This window comes from Acidocella sp. (genome assembly GCF_050253495.1).
Lineage (GTDB): Bacteria > Pseudomonadota > Alphaproteobacteria > Acetobacterales > Acetobacteraceae > Acidocella.
In genome coordinates, this window is the sequence record NZ_JBFWIX010000010.1 from 119264 (window position 1) to 135240 (window position 15977).

14 protein-coding genes and 1 riboswitch are annotated in these 15977 nt (G+C 61.1%); of the genes, 2 read left to right on the plus strand and 12 right to left on the minus strand.

The window, feature by feature from the left end:
• Positions 1 to 42 precede the first annotated feature (42 nt).
• The 11 genes from AB7D48_RS09885 to AB7D48_RS09935 form a co-directional block, all read right to left on the minus strand.
• Positions 43 to 1722 carry a purine-cytosine permease family protein gene (locus AB7D48_RS09885; protein ID WP_427978344.1) on the minus strand — a complete coding sequence of 560 codons (1680 nt, stop codon included), beginning with the start codon at positions 1720 to 1722 and terminating at the stop codon, positions 43 to 45.
• Positions 1723 to 1853: 131 nt separating this feature from the next.
• A complete protein-coding gene (gene atzF / locus AB7D48_RS09890; protein WP_427978347.1) occupies positions 1854 to 3650 on the minus strand; it encodes an allophanate hydrolase in 1797 nt (598 codons plus the stop codon).
• Positions 3650 to 7141 carry a 5-oxoprolinase/urea amidolyase family protein gene (locus AB7D48_RS09895; RefSeq protein ID WP_427978350.1) on the minus strand — a complete coding sequence of 1164 codons (3492 nt, stop codon included), beginning with the start codon at positions 7139 to 7141 and terminating at the stop codon, positions 3650 to 3652. The genes atzF and AB7D48_RS09895 overlap by 1 nt, the downstream gene beginning before the upstream one ends.
• 7 nt (positions 7142 to 7148) lie before the next feature.
• Positions 7149 to 7763, minus strand: a complete 615-nt coding sequence (locus AB7D48_RS09900) for an urea amidolyase associated protein UAAP2 (protein WP_427978352.1) — start codon at positions 7761 to 7763, stop codon at positions 7149 to 7151.
• On the minus strand, positions 7760 to 8542 hold the full coding sequence (locus AB7D48_RS09905; protein ID WP_427978354.1) for an urea amidolyase associated protein UAAP1: 783 nt from the start codon (positions 8540 to 8542) through the stop codon (positions 7760 to 7762). The genes AB7D48_RS09900 and AB7D48_RS09905 overlap by 4 nt, the downstream gene beginning before the upstream one ends.
• On the minus strand, positions 8542 to 9279 hold the full coding sequence (locus AB7D48_RS09910) for an ABC transporter ATP-binding protein (protein WP_427978356.1): 738 nt from the start codon (positions 9277 to 9279) through the stop codon (positions 8542 to 8544). Before AB7D48_RS09910 ends, AB7D48_RS09905 begins: the two co-directional genes overlap by 1 nt.
• A complete protein-coding gene (locus AB7D48_RS09915) occupies positions 9276 to 10094 on the minus strand; it encodes an ABC transporter permease (protein WP_427978358.1) in 819 nt (272 codons plus the stop codon). Before AB7D48_RS09915 ends, AB7D48_RS09910 begins: the two co-directional genes overlap by 4 nt.
• Entirely contained in the window at positions 10094 to 11170 is a 1077-nt protein-coding gene (locus tag AB7D48_RS09920) for a putative urea ABC transporter substrate-binding protein (RefSeq protein WP_427978360.1), read from the minus strand. Before AB7D48_RS09920 ends, AB7D48_RS09915 begins: the two co-directional genes overlap by 1 nt.
• Positions 11171 to 11253: 83 nt before the next feature.
• Positions 11254 to 11364: riboswitch (guanidine-I (ykkC/yxkD leader) on the minus strand.
• 145 nt (positions 11365 to 11509) lie between these two features.
• Positions 11510 to 12094: a hypothetical protein gene (locus AB7D48_RS09925; RefSeq protein ID WP_427978362.1), complete on the minus strand. Its 585-nt coding sequence runs from the start codon at positions 12092 to 12094 to the stop codon at positions 11510 to 11512.
• Between the two features lie 9 nt (positions 12095 to 12103).
• Positions 12104 to 12769 (minus strand): leucyl/phenylalanyl-tRNA--protein transferase, encoded by a 666-nt coding sequence (aat, locus tag AB7D48_RS09930; RefSeq protein WP_427978364.1) that lies wholly within the window; start codon positions 12767 to 12769, stop codon positions 12104 to 12106.
• 129 nt (positions 12770 to 12898) lie between these two features.
• The gene (locus AB7D48_RS09935) at positions 12899 to 13114 is read right to left on the minus strand and encodes a hypothetical protein (protein WP_427978367.1); all 216 of its coding nucleotides are present in this window, start codon (positions 13112 to 13114) and stop codon (positions 12899 to 12901) included.
• A gap of 184 nt (positions 13115 to 13298) precedes the next feature.
• Here AB7D48_RS09935 and AB7D48_RS09940 point away from each other — a divergent pair, with 184 nt between their 5' ends.
• Together AB7D48_RS09940 and AB7D48_RS09945 are read left to right on the plus strand one after the other, a co-directional pair.
• Positions 13299 to 14702: a helix-turn-helix domain-containing protein gene (locus AB7D48_RS09940; RefSeq protein ID WP_427978369.1), complete on the plus strand. Its 1404-nt coding sequence runs from the start codon at positions 13299 to 13301 to the stop codon at positions 14700 to 14702.
• Positions 14702 to 15442, plus strand: coding sequence for a TlyA family RNA methyltransferase (locus tag AB7D48_RS09945; RefSeq protein WP_427978372.1), 741 nt, complete (start codon positions 14702 to 14704; stop codon positions 15440 to 15442). Before AB7D48_RS09940 ends, AB7D48_RS09945 begins: the two co-directional genes overlap by 1 nt.
• Positions 15443 to 15477: 35 nt before the next feature.
• On the opposite strand, the gene AB7D48_RS09950 is transcribed toward AB7D48_RS09945, so the two are convergent.
• Complete coding sequence (locus AB7D48_RS09950; protein ID WP_427978374.1) at positions 15478 to 15837, minus strand: AraC family transcriptional regulator; 360 nt, start codon at positions 15835 to 15837, stop codon at positions 15478 to 15480.
• Between the last annotated feature and the right edge of the window lie 140 nt (positions 15838 to 15977).

Sequence of the window (15977 nt, forward strand, 5' to 3'; positions counted from 1 at the left end):
AAAACCGGGCCTGCTGCGCGCAGGCCCGGCGAGGTTGAAGGATTAGTGGCTTAGATCGGCGGGTGTGCCGTAGGAAAGCATGGGGTCCGCATGGGGTTTTTTGCACTGGTCGTGGCAATCGGAATCCAACGAGCAGCAGAGGGAACAGATATTGCCCTTGTGGAAGGGGCAGCCTGTCATGTCCAGCGCTTCATATTCAAAGCCGCAAGAGACGCAGGTCAGCGTGTCGTGCTTGACCCCGGCATGGTAGCTGGAATCGCGGGCCACGTAATATTTGCCCTTGGTGGCGATGGCAATGAGCGGCGAGGCGATGAAGGACACGCCGAGCGCGATGAAGGCTGAATAGGCGGCGGCATATTCCCCGAACACATGGAAGAAAGCGAGCACGGAGATGAGCGAGGCGATCACCATGGCGCCGAAGCCAACCGGGTTGAAGTTATAGAGATGCGCGCGCTTGAACTCGATGTAAGAGGGGCTGAGCTTCAGAAGTGGTTTGTTGATGACCAGATCCGCCGTTACCGCGCCGATCCAGGCCACGGCGACATTGGAATAGAAACCGAGAATGTGGCCAAGCACGGAGAACATGTTCAGCTCCATCATCGTCAGCGAGATGCCGACATTGAAGAAGATGTACACGACGCGGCCGGGATGCACATGCAGCAGGCGCGAGAAGAAGTTCGACCAGGAGAGGGAACCGGAATAGGCGTTGGTGACGTTGATCTTGATCTGTGAAAGAATGACGAAGAAGGTCGCCACCGTGATGGCGGTGAACCCGGCGCCGAAAATATAGGTGAAGCCAGCATGATACATCTGGATCGGCTCGTTGGCCTGTTCCATCGGTGTGCCGTGCGCGACGGCGACGGACGCGAAGAAAGAGCCCATGAGCTGTTTGGCGGCACCCAAAATCACCCAGCCGGGACCGGCGCCCAGCACGGCCAGCCACCAGCCTATGGAGCTTTTCTTGGTTTTGTCCGGCATGAAACGCAGATAGTCAGCCTGTTCGCCGATCTGTGCGATGAGGGAGAGGGCGATGCCGGCGGCGGAACCGAACAGCAGCGGGTTGAAGGCATCGCCGCTGGGAGAGGAACCGGCGAAATTCACCCAGCTGGAGATGGCGTTAGGATCTGCCATCAGCACGGCCACGGGTGGCGCGAACAGCAGCAGGAGCCAGAGAGGCTGTGTCCAGGCCTGCAGCTTGGAGAGCAGGGTCATGCCGAAGGCGACAAGCGGTATGATGAGCAGCGAGCCGATGGCATAGCCGATGGGCAGCGGGATTCCGAAATAGAGATTGAAGGCCTGCGCCATGATCGAACCTTCAAGCGCGAAGAAGATGAAGGTGAATGACGCGTAGATGACCGAGGTGATGGTGGAGCCCAGGTAACCGAAACCGGCACCGCGGGTGAGCAGATCCACATCCACGTTATATTTGGCACAATAATACGCGATGGGTATGCCGGTGAGGAAGATGATCACCGCGGCGGCGATGATGCCCCAGAAGGCATTGGTGAAACCGAATTGCACGGCCAGGGAGCCGCCGATGGCCTGGTCCGCCAGATAGGCGATGCCGCCAAGAGCCGCGGAGAACACGGCATATTGCGACCAGGTACGGAAGCTTTTGGGCGCGTAGCGAAGAGAATAATCCTCGAAGACGGGATTCGAGACGAGTTTGTTGAACTTCCTTCGGGGAAGCGGAGTATTTGGACCTTGCGATGTTGCTGACATGAGCATCTCCTGCGGCGCGGATCGTGGTGATACCGGGGATGGCGTCCCTTGTTTTCGATATTCCAAACGATCCAGCGCGGGAGATGAATGAGGCGCTTGCCCCCACGATGTTCGGCAAATTGCGTATATGGCTAGTGGTTGCGGTGGGCGCGGTAGGCCCGCCAGCCGCCATGCGCGGTGATGTCCTCCGCTCCTTCCAGCGCATGGGCCTCGCACAGGAAGCCGGGATGGGTTGTGCCATCTTCCAATGTGACCCGGCCGATGCCCATCGGCGCCGGCAGGGCGGCGACGAAACGCCCGAAGGCTTCCGGGCTCAGGCCCCAAAGCTCCACGGCGATGCCAGCGCCGGAAAAGCCGGGGGTTTGGGCAAGGCCGGGCTTGGGGGGAGTGGTGGCCAGGGCATGGAGCTTATAGTCCGCCGCAGTGAGGGCCGGGCGGATGAGGCGGGCACCCAGGCTGGTGAGTTCGTGGTTCAGCACCATGCCGGATAGATGCGCCCCGGCGACGACGAGCGTGACCTCCTCCATGGGTGCTTCGTAGCTGGTCTGGGGTTCGGCGCGGGTCATGCCCGCGCCGGCGCCCAGAGCCTTGTGCAGCTTGTCCGCATAAGCTGAAAGCGAGGTTTCGGAGAAGGCGGGGCCGATGAAGGTGATACCGAAGGGTAGCCCGTCCGGCTTGAATCCGGCGGGAAGAGCAATGGCCGCCATGTCCAGCAGGTTCACGAAATTGGTGTAGAGGCCGAGTGTGGAATTATGCTTCACCGGTTCGGCCAGCATTTCTTCCACGGTGAAGATGGTGGGGGCGGTGGGCAGCAGCAGCGCGTCGCATTTGGCCAGCTCCGCCATGGTGAGCTGGCGCAGGGCCTGGACTTTGTAAATATCGTCAAACGCATCGGCGGCGGAGAATTTATTGCCGCTTTCAATGATGGTCCGCACCACGGGGAAGACATCTTCCGCATGGGTTTTCATGAAGGCGCGGGTGGCGGCGGTGCGCTCCGCTACGAAGGCTCCGCCATAAAGCAGGGCGGCAATGTCGCGGAAAGGGGCGTAGTCGATCTCCACCAGCTCCCAGCCCAATGTTTGGGCCTTTGCCAGAGCGGCCTCATAGAGGGTTGCCGCTGCCTGGTCGCCAGCGAAATCCTTGTCCCCGGCGGCCAGCACACCCAGGCGCGGCGCGGTGGGCAAGGGGTGATTGGCGGGCGCGCGGGAGTAGCAATCCGCCGTGTCGTGACCTTCCGCCGCGGTCAATGCCGTCATGGCGTCGGCCGCGCAATTGGCGAAGATCGATATACAATCCAGGCTTTTGCACGCGGGGACGACACCGGCGGCGGAGAGGCGGCCGATGGAAGGTTTGAGGCCGATGAGATTGTTGAAGGCGGCGGGCACGCGACCGGAACCGGCGGTGTCCGTGCCCAGCGAGAATGCGGCCAGCCCCGCGCCGACGGAAACAGCGGAGCCCGAGGACGACCCGCCGGAAATGTAAGCCGCGTTGAACACCGAGCGAGGGGCGCCATGGGGGGAGCGTGTGCCATTCAGCCCGGTGGCGAACTGATCCAGATTGGCCTTGCCCATGAGCAAGGCACCGGCGGCCCGCAGGCGGGCGACTGTGGTGGCATCATGCTCCGGTATGTAGGCAAAGGCCGGGCAGGCGGCGGTGGTGGGCAGGCCCGCTACGTCGATATTATCCTTGACCACGTAAGGAATGCCGTAAAGAGGCTTGCCCGTGGGGCCCTCCGCCTCCAGCCGCGCGGCCTGCGCCAGCAGGCTTTCCTCCGGCACCAGGGAGATGAATACCGCCTTGTCCGGGTATGCGGCGATGCGCGCTAGCAGCGCTTTGACCAGTGTCGTGGGGGTCAGGGTTCCGGCGGCATAGCCGGTTTGAATGGCGGAGAATTCCAAAAGCGCCGGGATCATCGGTTCATTTTCCATCAATTCGTCTCTGTGGTGATCACGCCAAGGCGTTGTCCGGCACGGACGGCCTGGCCAGGCGCGGCGCCGAGCGAGGTGATGCGCCCTGAGGCGGTGGCCAGCACACGCACTTCCATCTTCATGGATTCCAGGATCATCACCACATCCCCGCGTTGCACAATGGCGCCGGGTTTGGTGAGAATTTGCCAGATGCTGCCGGGCACGGGAGCGGCGATGGCGCGGCTGCCTGGGGGCAGAGGGGTTTCCTCCGGTGCTGGAGCGATGTCCGGCTCCTCGAAGCTGTTCAGCCCCTTGGTAACCCAGTCTTCACGCTCGGCGGCGAAAGCGGCGCGCTGGGTGGCCTGGAAGGCAGAGATGCTTTCGGCGTTTTCGGCGCAGAAGGACTGGTATTCGCGCAGGGAGAAATGGCTTTCCTCGATGCGCAGCGGGTATTTGCCGTGAGGGAAGGCGTCGCGGGCTTCCAGAAGTTCCTGTTCGGAGACTTCCGTGAAGCGGATCCGGTCGAAATGCCGCAGCAGCCAGGGTTTTCCCGGCTCGAAGGGTGGGGTTTGGCGATGCGTGTTCCAGACCTGGATGGTCCGCCCGAAAAGCTGGTAGCCGCCGGGGCCTTCCATGCCATAGACGCACATATAGGCCCCGCCGATGCCGACGGCATTTTGTGGTGTCCAGGGCCGGGCGGGGTTGTATTTTGTGGTCACCAGCCGGTGGCGTGGGTCGTACGGCGTGGCGACGGGCGCGCCGAGATAGACATCGCCCAGTCCGAGCACGACGTAGGAGGCGTCGAAGATAAGCCGCTTGACCGCTTCGATGCTTTCCAGCCCGTTGATGCGGCGGATGAACTCGATATTATCCGGGCACCAGGGCGCGTTGGGGCGCGTGGTTTCCTGATATTTCCGCATGGCGAGGCGGATCTGGCTGTCATTCCAGGAGAGCGGCAGATGGATCGTGCGCGCCTTCACCTCCATCTCCTCCGGTGCCGGCAGGGTGGGGATGATCTCTTCCATCGCCGCCAGCATCTTTGCCGGTGTGGTCTCGGTGGAATCAAAATGTACCTGCAGGGAGCGGATGCCGGGGGTGAGGTCCACCACGCCTTTCAGTTTCGCGGCCTCCAGCGCGTCCCGCAGCGCCTGGGCGCGCAGGCGCAGCTCGAAATCCAGCTTCATCTCGCCGAATTCGATGAGGATATCCTCATCGCCCGCGCGGCGGACGACAATATCCCCCGCGCGCTCCTTATGGGTGGAGATGATGGCCGGGGCATGATCCCCGCGTTGGAAGCGGATTTTGTCGCCGGGTTTGAGCTGGCCAAGCTTCCAGAGATCTTCCTTTGTCACCACGGCCGGGCAGACGAAGCCGCCGAGCGAAGGGCCGTCCGGTCCCAGTAGAATCGGCATGTCTCCCGTGAAATCGATGGCGCCGACGGCATAGGCGTTATCATGGATGTTGGAGGGGTGCAGGCCGGCCTCGCCGCCATCCCGCCTGGCCCATTTTGGTTTGGGGCCGATGAGACGCACGCCGGTGCGGGCGGAGTTGTGGTGAACCTCATAGATGGAGGTGAAGATTGCCGAAATATCTTCGTTCGTGAAGAAATCAGGGGCGCCGTGGGGGCCGTAACGAACGGTGAGATGCCAGTCGTGGGTGAGGATGGGGGGCGTTTCGGGCTGGGTTTCAGGGGGCGGGGTGGGCGGATTGAAACGCAGCGTATCGCCAGCGCGCAAGGCGTGACCCGTGTTGCCGCCAAAGCCGCCCAGGGTGAAGGTGGCGGTGCTGCCGAGATAAAGCGGGGCGCGGAAACCGCCGGATATGGCGAGATAGGCGCGTTGGCCGGGGCCCTCGATCATGCCCAGCTCCAGTATCTGTCCAGCCTTTATCCGCACGGGTCGATGGTAGGGAATGGGTGTTTCATCCAGCAGGGCCGGCATCCGCGCGCCGGAGAGCGCAATGAGCGTATCCGCCAGGAAACGCAATGTGGGGCCGGTATGGGTCAGCTCCAGCGTAATGGCATCATATGTGTTGCCGAGCAGGGCGTTGGCATGGCCATGGTGTAGATCGTCCATCGGCCCGCTGGGGGGGATGCCGACTTCCCAATAGCCCAGGCGTCCTGGCAGGCTTTGCAGGCTGGATTGCGCGCCGGGGTCCATCACCTCCGCCGCCAAGGGCGTGAAAGTGAAATTCGCCAAGCTCCGGGTGGTCATCTCGCCTGCCGTGAATTCGGGTAGGGCGAGAACATCTTGCAGATAATCGAGATTTGTCTCGATTCCAAAAATCTCGCTTCGCGCCAGGTTGATTCGCAGATTTTCCAGAGCCTCTGCACGGGTGGCGCCGGTGGCGATGAATTTCGCCAGCATCGGGTCATAAAAAGCGGAGACCTCCGTGCCGGTTTCCACCCATGTATCCACGCGCAGGCCAGGGCCGGGGTTGAAGGCGGTGAGGGTGCCACTGGAGGGGGCGAAATTATTGCCGGGATTTTCCGCATAGATGCGAACTTCCACGGCCGCTCCTTGAGGCTTCAAGGAGTCTTGCGTGGGGAGAGTGAAGTTGTCTGCGGCTTGCTCGATCATCCAGCGCACGAGATCGACGCCGTAAACCTCCTCGGTCACGCCATGTTCGACCTGCAGGCGGGTATTCACTTCCAGAAAATAGAATGCCCGCGCCTCGGCGTCATAAACAAACTCGACCGTGCCCGCGGATTCATACTGCACGGAGGATGCAAGCGCGATGGCGGCCTCCTGCATCGCCGCCAGCGTGGCATCCGGTAAATTCGGTGCGGGGGTTTCTTCCACCACTTTCTGGTTGCGGCGCTGGAGCGAGCAATCGCGGGCCCCCAACGCCACCACGCCGCCCTTGCCATCGCCAAAAATCTGCACCTCCACATGGCGGGCGCGGGCGACGTATTTTTCCAGAAACAAGGCCGCATTGCCAAAATTGTTGGCGGCGAGCCGGGCGATGCTGTCATATTTGTCGGCCAACTCTTCATCGTCATGGCAAAGCACCATGCCGATGCCACCGCCGCCGGCACTGCTTTTCAGCATGACCGGGTAGGTGATGCGGGTGGCTTCGGCCAAGGCCTCCGTGCGTGTTGACAGCACGCCTGTGCCGGGCAGCATGGGCACGCCCGCTTTTTGCGCGAGGTCGCGGGCCGTGTGCTTCAGTCCGAAATCCCGCAAATGCTCTGGCCGGGGGCCGATGAATTTGATGCCCGCCGCCGCCAGACGTTCGGCGAACTCCACGCGCTCCGAGAGAAACCCATAGCCGGGATGCACGGCTTCCGCACCGGTTTCCCGGCAGGCCTTGATGATGGCATCGATGTTCAGATAGCTCTCCGCCGCCGGGGCTGGGCCGATGCGCAGTGCCTTATCCGCCGCCAGAACGGTGGGAGAGAAACGGTCCGCATCGGAATAGATGGCCACGGATCCGATGCCCATATCCCGCAATGTGCGGCAGACGCGGCCCAGAATTTCGCCGCGATTGGCGATGAGAACTTTGCTGAACATACCGGGTTTATTCGCTGATGATGATTTGGATGGGTGTGGGGGTAAAACCATTGCAAGGGTTGTTCACCTGCGGGCAGTTGGAGATGAGCACCAGCACATCCATTTCCGCCCGCAATTCCACATACCCGCCCGGGTCGGAGACGCCGTCATCCACCGTGAGCTCGCCGTTCGGGCGGATGGGAACATTCATGAAAAAATTGACGTTGGAGACAAGATCGCGCTTGCTCATGCCGTATTTGCCCAGCTCGGCGATGAAATTCTCCCGGCAGGAGTGCATGAAGCGCGTCTCATGCCCAAAACGCACGGTGTTGCTTTCGCAGGAACAGGCACCCGCGCAAGTGTCGTGAAATCCACAAGTATCGGCTGTGATTTTCAACATTGCCCGGCCTTCGTTGGAAAGCAGAACTGAACCCGTGGTGAGATCATAACGTCCATCCTGGGCGGCTTGCGCGGCCAACGTATCCTGGGCGGAATAGCGCTCTGTCGTGTCCTGGGCATTATAGAACAGCGCATCCACGGCCTGCTGGCTTTGCAGGTCGACGATGCGGATGGTTTGGCCCTTCTTCAGTACTGCGGAATAAGGGGCGCGGGCGGGGACATGAATGTCTGAAATGATGGTCATTTTGCGAAATACCGGTCGTTATTGATGAAACCGCGGGCGGCTTCCTCGGTGAAGTGGCGGCAGAGATCGTTGGCACTGGCGGTCGGGGCATGCCAGGCGATGTAGGAGATGGGGCCGGTGGCCTGCTGCACGGGGCTGAGCGCGTGCGGGGTGTTGGAGAGGACAATGAGCAGATCCATTTCCGCGCGCAGTTCCACCATGGCGCCCGGAGGCGGGTTGCCGCGCCAGCGCATCACGCCTTGCCCGTCCACCCCGACGGGAGAGAAGAGTGAGAGAGCGGGGGCGACATCGCGCCGGGACAGGCCGAATTTGGCGGCGCCGCTGCGTAGGTTGTCGCGCCCGTTGCGGGTTTGTGTCTGTGCGGGACCATTGGGGCCGATGATGCTGTCATGCCCGGCTCCTGTATCCACCACGATGGAGGCGAGCACGCGGCCCATGTCCGAGAACAGCACGCGCCCGGTGGTGAGGTTGGTGGTCCATTGCAGCTTGGTGGTGTCGCCGGCGTTGAAACGCTCCGACATATCCGCCGCGTTCCACATGAAGAAAGCCGCGCCGGGCGTGCCGGATGGGTTGGCGATGCGCAACGCGGCGCCGCGTTGGAGGCGGAGATTGACATACCAGCCGGGGGGAATGGCATCTTCCAGGAAAATATCTTCTGGTTTGATGTCGGCGAAGGTCGCTTCCGGTTTGGTGCTGGCGGCGCGGGCGCGGGCGGCCTCCTGCAAGGCTTCGTAGCGTTCGCGGTATTGCGCGGGGGTCAGCTTGTCGAGATCAAGCATCAGGGAGCTCCTGTTTTGGTCTTGGCGCGTGGATGCACCGGAATGTCGTGGGTGATGCGGGCACCCTTGGTGGGGTCGTCGGCCATGGGGCGTTCGAGAACGATCACGCGTGTGCCAAGGCGGAAAGCCTCGGAAATGTCGTGCGTGACCATGACCACGGTCATTTTCGTCTCATCCCAGAGGCGTTTGGTGAGTACGTGAATATCGGCGCGGGTGCCAGGATCGAGCGCGGAAAATGGTTCGTCCAACAGCAGGACACGTGGTTTGGCGATGAGTGCCTGCGCCAGGGCCAGGCGTTGCTGCATGCCGCCGGAAAGCTGCGCGGGATAGAGTGTGGCCGATCGCAGCAGCCCGACATGGTCGAGCATGGCGCGGGCTTCCTCCTTCATCGCGTAGCGTTTCGGGCCAAAGATCTTGCCGAGCAGGCGTGAGGATTTCAGCTCCATCGGCAACAGCACATTGTCCAGCACCGTGAGATGTGGGAACACGGAATAGCGCTGGAACACCACACCGCGTTCCAGCGTGGGTTCTTTCGCCAGGGGGGCGCCGTCGAAGGTGATGGTGCCGCGTGTGCAGAACTCCTCACTCATCAGCATGCGCAACAGCGTGGTTTTGCCGCAGCCGGACGGACCGACAATGGAGACGAAGCTGTTTTCCACGATGTTGAGATTGATCTTTTCCAGTACGACGCGGCTGTCGTAGATCTGCCAGAGATCTTTGATCTCAATGAGACTCATTGGGATTTGGCCCCCGCGAACCAGGGAAAGGCATAACGCTGGATGAGACGCAGCGCGATGTCGAACAGGAAGGCCAGCAGCGTGATCCAGATGACATAAGGGATGATGATGTTCATCGCGAAATAGCGGCGGACCAGGAAGATGCGGTAACCCAGCCCATCCTGCGCGGCGATGGCCTCGGCGGAGATCAGATAGAGCCAAGCCGGGCCTAGGGAAAGGCGCAGCGCGTCGATCAGTCGCGGGAGCATTTGCGGCATGACGACCCGCAGCGCGATCTGCCAGGAGGTGGCGCCAAGCGTCTGCGCCTTGATAAGTTGCGCCAAGGGCAATTCTTCCACGCGCAGGATCAGGTCCCGGACGATGAAGGGAGCTGTGCCGATGACGATGAGCGTGACTTTCGCGGTCTCGCCGATACCCGCGATGATGAAGAGAATGGGCAGGATGGCAAGAGGTGGCACCATGGAGAATGCCGCGATGAAGGGTACCAGCAGCTTGCGCAGATAAGGCACCATGCCCACCGCGATGCCGATGACGAAGGAGATGGCGACAGAGATGGCCAATCCCTCGACCAGCCGCGTGAGGCTGGCGAGCGTATCGCTCCAGAGCAAATATTGGCCCGTGGCCATGTCCTGTGTGAAGGCCATCATTTTCATGGCCGCCGCCATTTGTGACAGGGTCGGTAGCAGCTTGTCGCTTGTGTTGGCCGCGTGCCTGGCCGCCGAGGCGGCCAGATAGACCACAACCAGCAGCGCGAAGGGCAGGACAGCGAGGATCTGAGATCCCCGCTTGCCAGGATGCAGGTTGATGAGGCGCATCAGAGCTGGTGTGTGGCGGCCATGGCCATATATTTGGCATCGAACCGGAATTTCACGTTTTTGGCATCGCCTAGGACATGGCCTCCAGGGAATTCGATGCCGACAACGTTGGGCGAGGTGGCGCCCTGGCCCATCATGCCCCAGGCGAACAGGAATTGCCGCACATGATCCATGGTGGCGATCAACTGAGACCCCTTGGTGAAGTCCGCGGCCTTCTCGGGATTGGAGAACAGGTGCGTGGTTTTAAGCTGGCTGGCGAATCCCGCGTAATCGGTGCCGGAAAGCTGGCCCATCTGGGTTTGCGCTTTCTTGGCTTCCGGTGTGTCGGCCAGCATGATTCCCAGCGTCTCGTACCAGATGCCGCAAAGCGCCTTGGCGAAATCCGGGTTGGAGTCCAGTGTTTGGGTGTTGACGATGACGAGATCGAGAATCTCACCGGGGATATGCGAGGAATTGAAGACGTTATGGGCGTCCTTGTCGGCGTCGATCTGTTCGACGATCGGATTCCAGGTAACGACGGCGGTGACCTCCGGCGTGAGGAAGGCGGCGGCCATGTCAGCGTCCGAGGTGTTGACGAGCCTTACGTCGCGCTCGGTCATGCCGTGCATCTGCAGGCCGCGATCCAGCAGATATTGGGAGACGGAATATTGGACGATATTGACCTTTTGCCCCTTGATGTCCTCGAATTTCGTCTTGTCCTTCAGGATGACGGCATCGTTGCCGTTTGAGTAGTCGCCGGTGATGATGGAGGTGGAGTCAACGCCGCCCACGGCCGGCACGGCCAGCGTGTCCATATTGGTGATGGTCAGCGCATCGAACATACCGGATGTGTATTGATTTATGGAGGTGGCATAATCGCTGACCTGCACCACATCGATTTCGATTCCGTATTTATCGGCCCATTTTTTCACGATGCCGTTCTGCGCCGCCCAGGGCCACGGCATCCAGCCGACATAGACGGTCCAGGCCAGGGTGAATTTCTTCTTCGTGGCCGCTTGGGCGGGCAGGGCGGGCGCCATGGCGGCGGCGGCCAGACCCGCGCTGGATTGCAGAAACGTCTTGCGTGTCAGATTCAAGATAAACCTCCATCGTTGAACAACCAGTCTTCAGCGATGCGAGGGATACTAAGAGAGCCGATGCGTATCCCCACGCATCCATGCTCTCCCGGGCTTTTGTCCCGCCGTGCATCATACGGATGTCTCCCGTATGACCGCCGCTCTCGGACCAGACACCGGACAATCATCCGGCCGGAACCCTAGCGGCCTTTGTTAGACAGTAAGCAATGGCCGTGCCAAAGACGATTTTGTAAAAATCAGACCTTTAGGAAAAATTTCCCCCACATTTAAGGTGATATTTTAGGCAAAATAGATGAAGGCTCGGCCTCTTCGCTTAAAATAAAGACACCACCTGATTCTTCACTGAGGGGGCTGCAACAAGGCTTTCAACGCGCCGGGGGGCAAATTGAGAGGGGCGAAGCCGGCGGGGGCGGTGAAGCGCTCTTGCGGTTGCGGCGTATAGCTGACGGAGGTGGCGGTCAGTTCCGCGGTGCCCTTGGCGTCCTGTCCAGTGAAATGCAGGATCACCCCATCCGGCGTGAGACAGGCGATGGCGGAGCCGTTTTTGTCCGTCACCCGGTATTTTCGGCAATCCAGCCCGGCATAATGCCCGGTGCCGAGTGGAGTGAAATTGGCGTTTTCGGCCTGATAGATCTCCGTTGTGAGGTTGGAGAAATCCGGGGCCTGGATAATGGCGTGCAAGGCGGGCACCACCATTTGTGCCTGCCCGGCGGGCAGGTTGGCCAGTACATAATAGCCGTTGGGACTGTCCACCCGGGCAAGCTGCGAGGCGGCGTCGTAGCTAAGCTGGAAATTTTGCGCTGTCTGGCCGGGGCTGGAAAGAGTGTATTGCACAGCCACATCCCGTGTGGGCAAAAAGGCGGGGGCGGCTTGCGCCAGCGCCGGTGTGAGCACCGTCAGGGCGGTGAGTAGAAAACGCTTCATGGAACCTCCTCAGGGGGCTTCTGTTCGCATGGCTTCAAATTCGCGCAGCAATGCGGCGGCATCGGGGCGGGGTGGAAAGCGGGCTGGCTGTTCGACCGCCTCGGCCAGCATGGTGTGGTAAGTGCCCCGGGGCACTTCGATGGCGCCGAACCGGGCAAGATGAGAGGTGATGAATTGCGTGTCCAGCAATGTATAGCCGCCCAGTCGCAGCCGGGCGACAAGATGGGCCAATGCTACTTTCGAGGCATTCGTGGCGATGGAGAACATGCTTTCCCCGAAGAAGGCACCGCCCAGGGCCGCGCCATATAGCCCGCCGACCAACTGGCCGTTTTCCCAGGTCTCAACGCTGTGTGCGAAACCAAGCCGGTGTAATTCCGTGAACAATATTTCGATTTCGTGATTGATCCAGGTTTCCGGCCGGTTAGCTCTGGCGGCGGCGCAGGCGGCGATCGTGCCCGGAAAATCCGCGTCCGCCGTGATGGTGAAACGGTTGCCGCGCAGCGTCTTCATCAGGCTGTGGGAGATGTGAAAGCCATGCAGGGGCAGCACGCCGCGTGCCTCGGGGTCCAGCCAGTGCAGGGTGGGGCTCGCCCGGGTTTCGGCCATGGGGAACAGTCCCAGCCGGTAGGCGCGGAGCAGTAGATCCGGCGTGAGGAGAAAGGGCCGCGCTGACATGGGGGAATTTCACACCCAAGCGCGGTGTTTGCCAAGTCAGGCGGGTTGGCTGGAAGAGAAATGAAAAATCCCGGGCATATACCATGCCCGGGATCTGCCGTGCCTCCCTAAACCCGGCATTTAACGCATTTAGCGAACGGTCGAGGACATGGCCCAGAAATGACCATGGACCAAACCGTCATCGTAATTGTCAAAATCAGCATTGTGATCATGAGAAGACTCCGCGCGGCGATGGGTGGGGGCGGGGTGGGATGAGCGGCCGCTGGTGCGGGCGTCACGCGCCACCACCACGCCGTTCCCGCCAAGACCGTCGGGGGAGAAGCTGGGGGTTGTCTGGTTACGCATGGTGACACTCCTTGTTGATCAGGGCCTTCACCAACGCGGCGGGGGAAGGTGCATGGAGAGGATTGCCGCGCGGTGAAGATGTAAGTGAAACTATTTACATCGACCGGCAGAGACTAGCGGAATTTAAAAAGATTCGATGAAATCAGTGCGTGACTTTACTGTAAAATTTTGCGATTTGTAAAACATGTCAAAAATCATGATCGGCAAGACCATCCGGCGCTTGCGGATGGAGCAAGGCTTCACCCAACAGGGCTTTGCACAAAAACTTGGTATTTCAACATCTTATTTGAACCTTGTGGAGCATGACCAGCGGAATGTCACCGCGTCCTTGCTGTTCAAGCTGACGGAGATTCTGAAGGTCGATCTGGCGGCGCTGTCCGGTGTTCAGGAGAGGGAGTTCGAGGTTTCCTTGCGGGAAGTGTTCTCCGACCCGCAGCTTGCCATGGAGCCGGTTCCGGAAAGCGAGATCCAAGCCTTGGCGGCCGCGCCCAATGCGGCCCGGGCGGTGCTGGTGCTACATCGTGCCTTGGCTGGCGCGCGTGAGGAGGGGGCGGGGATCACGCTGCCCTCGGGGCGCAAGATTTTGCTGCCGAACGAGGAGGTGCGGGATTTTTTCCATGCGCACGAAAATCATTTTCCAGCGCTGGAGGACGCGGCGGAGGCGATTGGCAAGGCACTGGATGTGGCGGCTGTCGGCTCCAGCCACGCGCTGGCGGAGCGGCTGCGGCGTCAGCATGGGCTGGTGGTGAGTGTGCAACCGCTGCCCGGGGCTTTACGTGTCTTCGACGCGGCCAACAGGATGTTAACCCTCTCGGAGGATCTGCCTCGCGAAAGCCGGGGGTTTCAAATGGCGTTTCAGCTTGCGTTGCTGGAGGCCCGCGCGCCGGTTGAGGCTATCGTGAAGCGTGCGGAACCGACGACGAAGGATGCCGCTGAGTTGCTGCGGATCGGGCTGCTCAACTATATCGCCGGGGCGCTGATGATGCCTTATGAGCTGTTCCTGAGCGCGGCCCGGGAACTGCGGTACGATGTGGATGCGTTGGCGGCGCGGTTTGGTGTTTCCTATGAGCAGGCCTGCCATCGTTTATCCTCGATGCAGCGGGCCGGGATACGGGGGGTGCCGTTCTTCTTCCTGCGGGTGGATCCAGCGGGAAATGTAAGCAAGCGTTTTTCCGCCGCTGGTTTTCCCTTTATGAGGTATGGTGGCACCTGCCCGCGTTGGGTGGCGCATTCGGCCTTTGCCACGCCTGGGACGATCAGGGTGCAGGTGGCACAGCTTTCCGCCACTGAGACTTTTCTGTGCTTTGCCCGCGCCATAGCCGGTCGTCCGGCGCGTTGGGGAGAGCCACCACCCGTGCGGGTCATTGCCATGGGGTGCGACATCTCACACGCGAAGGAGATCGTGTATGGGGATGGGCTGGATTTGGCCGCGGCGGCGGTGGGAATTGGATTGTCCTGCCGGTTATGCGAGCGGCAGGATTGCCGCTCGCGGGCGTTTCCGCCGATCGCGCATCGCTTGGCGTTGAGCCCGGAGACGACGAGCGCCAGCCCGTACAGATTCAAAGCCATGCCCGGGGATACCAAATAATGGCCAAGCAGCGTGTGGATGTGATGCTGGTGGCGCGCGGCTTGGTGGAATCCCGCGCCAAGGCCCAGGCCTTGATCATGGCGGGGCTGGTTTATGCGGGCACGGCGCGGGTGGCGAAGGCCGGGGATATGCTGCCCGAGGATGCGCGGCTTTCGGTAAAGGGGCAGGAGCACCCTTGGGTTTCGCGCGGCGGGATGAAGCTGGCGCATGGGCTTTCTCATTTTGGGTTGGATCCGGCGGGGCGGATTTGTCTGGATGTGGGGGCCTCCACCGGTGGGTTTACCGATGTGCTGTTAACCAATGGCGCGGCGAAGGTTTACGCGGTGGATGTGGGGCATGGGCAGTTGGCCTGGAAGCTGCGCTCTGACCCGCGGGTGGTGGTACTGGAAAAGACCAATGCCCGGCATTTGACGGCTGAGATGATTCCCGAGCCGATAGGGGCCTTGGTGTGCGATGCGAGCTTCATCGGCCTGCGGACGGTGCTGCCCGCCGGGCTGGCCTTGTGCGCGCCAGGGGCGTTTGCGGTGACGTTGATCAAACCTCAATTCGAGGCGGGGCCAGAGCAGGTGGGCAAAGGTGGGGTGGTGCGCGATACCGCCGTGCATGAGGAGGTATGCGCGCGGATAGAAGGCTGGTTTACCGGGATGCCGGGGTGGGAAGTGTTGGGGATCACGCCGAGCCCGATTAAAGGGCCGGAGGGGAATGTGGAGTTTTTGATTGGGGCGCGGTTGGTTGGCTGATCTGAAAGGCTGTTTGTTGCCATGATCGTGCTGGTCTAACCGCAGCGCCGGAATTGACCCGGTGTGATGCCGGTTTGAACTCGGAAGCGCTCGGTAAAATGGCTCTGGCTGCTGAAGCCGCAAAGCGCGGCTGTTTCGGCAAGGGATCGCCCGGCGGTCAGCGCCGTTTTTGCCGTGGCGATGCGTTGGCGCAGTATGTAGGCATGCGGGCTTTCCCCCGTGGAGCGTTTGAACGCGCGTGCGAAATGATAGGAGCTGAGGCCGACACAAGCCGCCATGTCTGCGATGGAGACCGGCTGGGCCAAGTGCGTGGCGACGAATTCCTGCAACCGCCGCAAGGCAAAGGAGGAAAGGCCGCCACGAGTGAGTGACGCCTTGGGTTCCCGGTTCGTCATCCGGCTGACAAGATAAGCTAGTGTCCTGATTCGGAATTTGTCTTCATTTTGGGCATTTTTGTGAGGGACCGCAGGCAGAAGCGTTGAATTGAGGCGAGGATATCGTCGGCGCTCTTGGTCCATCTGAACGGCTTTGGATT

Coding starts and splice junctions, on each gene's coding strand:
- atzF (WP_427978347.1), bottom strand. CDS start 3,650: ATGGAAAATGAACCGATGATCCCGGCGCTTTTGGAATTCTCCGCCATT.
- AB7D48_RS09895 (WP_427978350.1), bottom strand. CDS start 7,141: ATGTTCAGCAAAGTTCTCATCGCCAATCGCGGCGAAATTCTGGGCCGC.
- AB7D48_RS09915 (WP_427978358.1), bottom strand. CDS start 10,094: ATGCGCCTCATCAACCTGCATCCTGGCAAGCGGGGATCTCAGATCCTC.
- AB7D48_RS09900 (WP_427978352.1), bottom strand. CDS start 7,763: ATGACCATCATTTCAGACATTCATGTCCCCGCCCGCGCCCCTTATTCC.
- AB7D48_RS09905 (WP_427978354.1), bottom strand. CDS start 8,542: ATGCTTGATCTCGACAAGCTGACCCCCGCGCAATACCGCGAACGCTAC.
- AB7D48_RS09885 (WP_427978344.1), bottom strand. CDS start 1,722: ATGTCAGCAACATCGCAAGGTCCAAATACTCCGCTTCCCCGAAGGAAG.
- AB7D48_RS09935 (WP_427978367.1), bottom strand. CDS start 13,114: ATGCGTAACCAGACAACCCCCAGCTTCTCCCCCGACGGTCTTGGCGGG.
- AB7D48_RS09950 (WP_427978374.1), bottom strand. CDS start 15,837: ATGACGAACCGGGAACCCAAGGCGTCACTCACTCGTGGCGGCCTTTCC.
- AB7D48_RS09940 (WP_427978369.1), top strand. CDS start 13,299: ATGTCAAAAATCATGATCGGCAAGACCATCCGGCGCTTGCGGATGGAG.
- AB7D48_RS09910 (WP_427978356.1), bottom strand. CDS start 9,279: ATGAGTCTCATTGAGATCAAAGATCTCTGGCAGATCTACGACAGCCGC.
- AB7D48_RS09925 (WP_427978362.1), bottom strand. CDS start 12,094: ATGAAGCGTTTTCTACTCACCGCCCTGACGGTGCTCACACCGGCGCTG.
- aat (WP_427978364.1), bottom strand. CDS start 12,769: ATGTCAGCGCGGCCCTTTCTCCTCACGCCGGATCTACTGCTCCGCGCC.
- AB7D48_RS09945 (WP_427978372.1), top strand. CDS start 14,702: ATGGCCAAGCAGCGTGTGGATGTGATGCTGGTGGCGCGCGGCTTGGTG.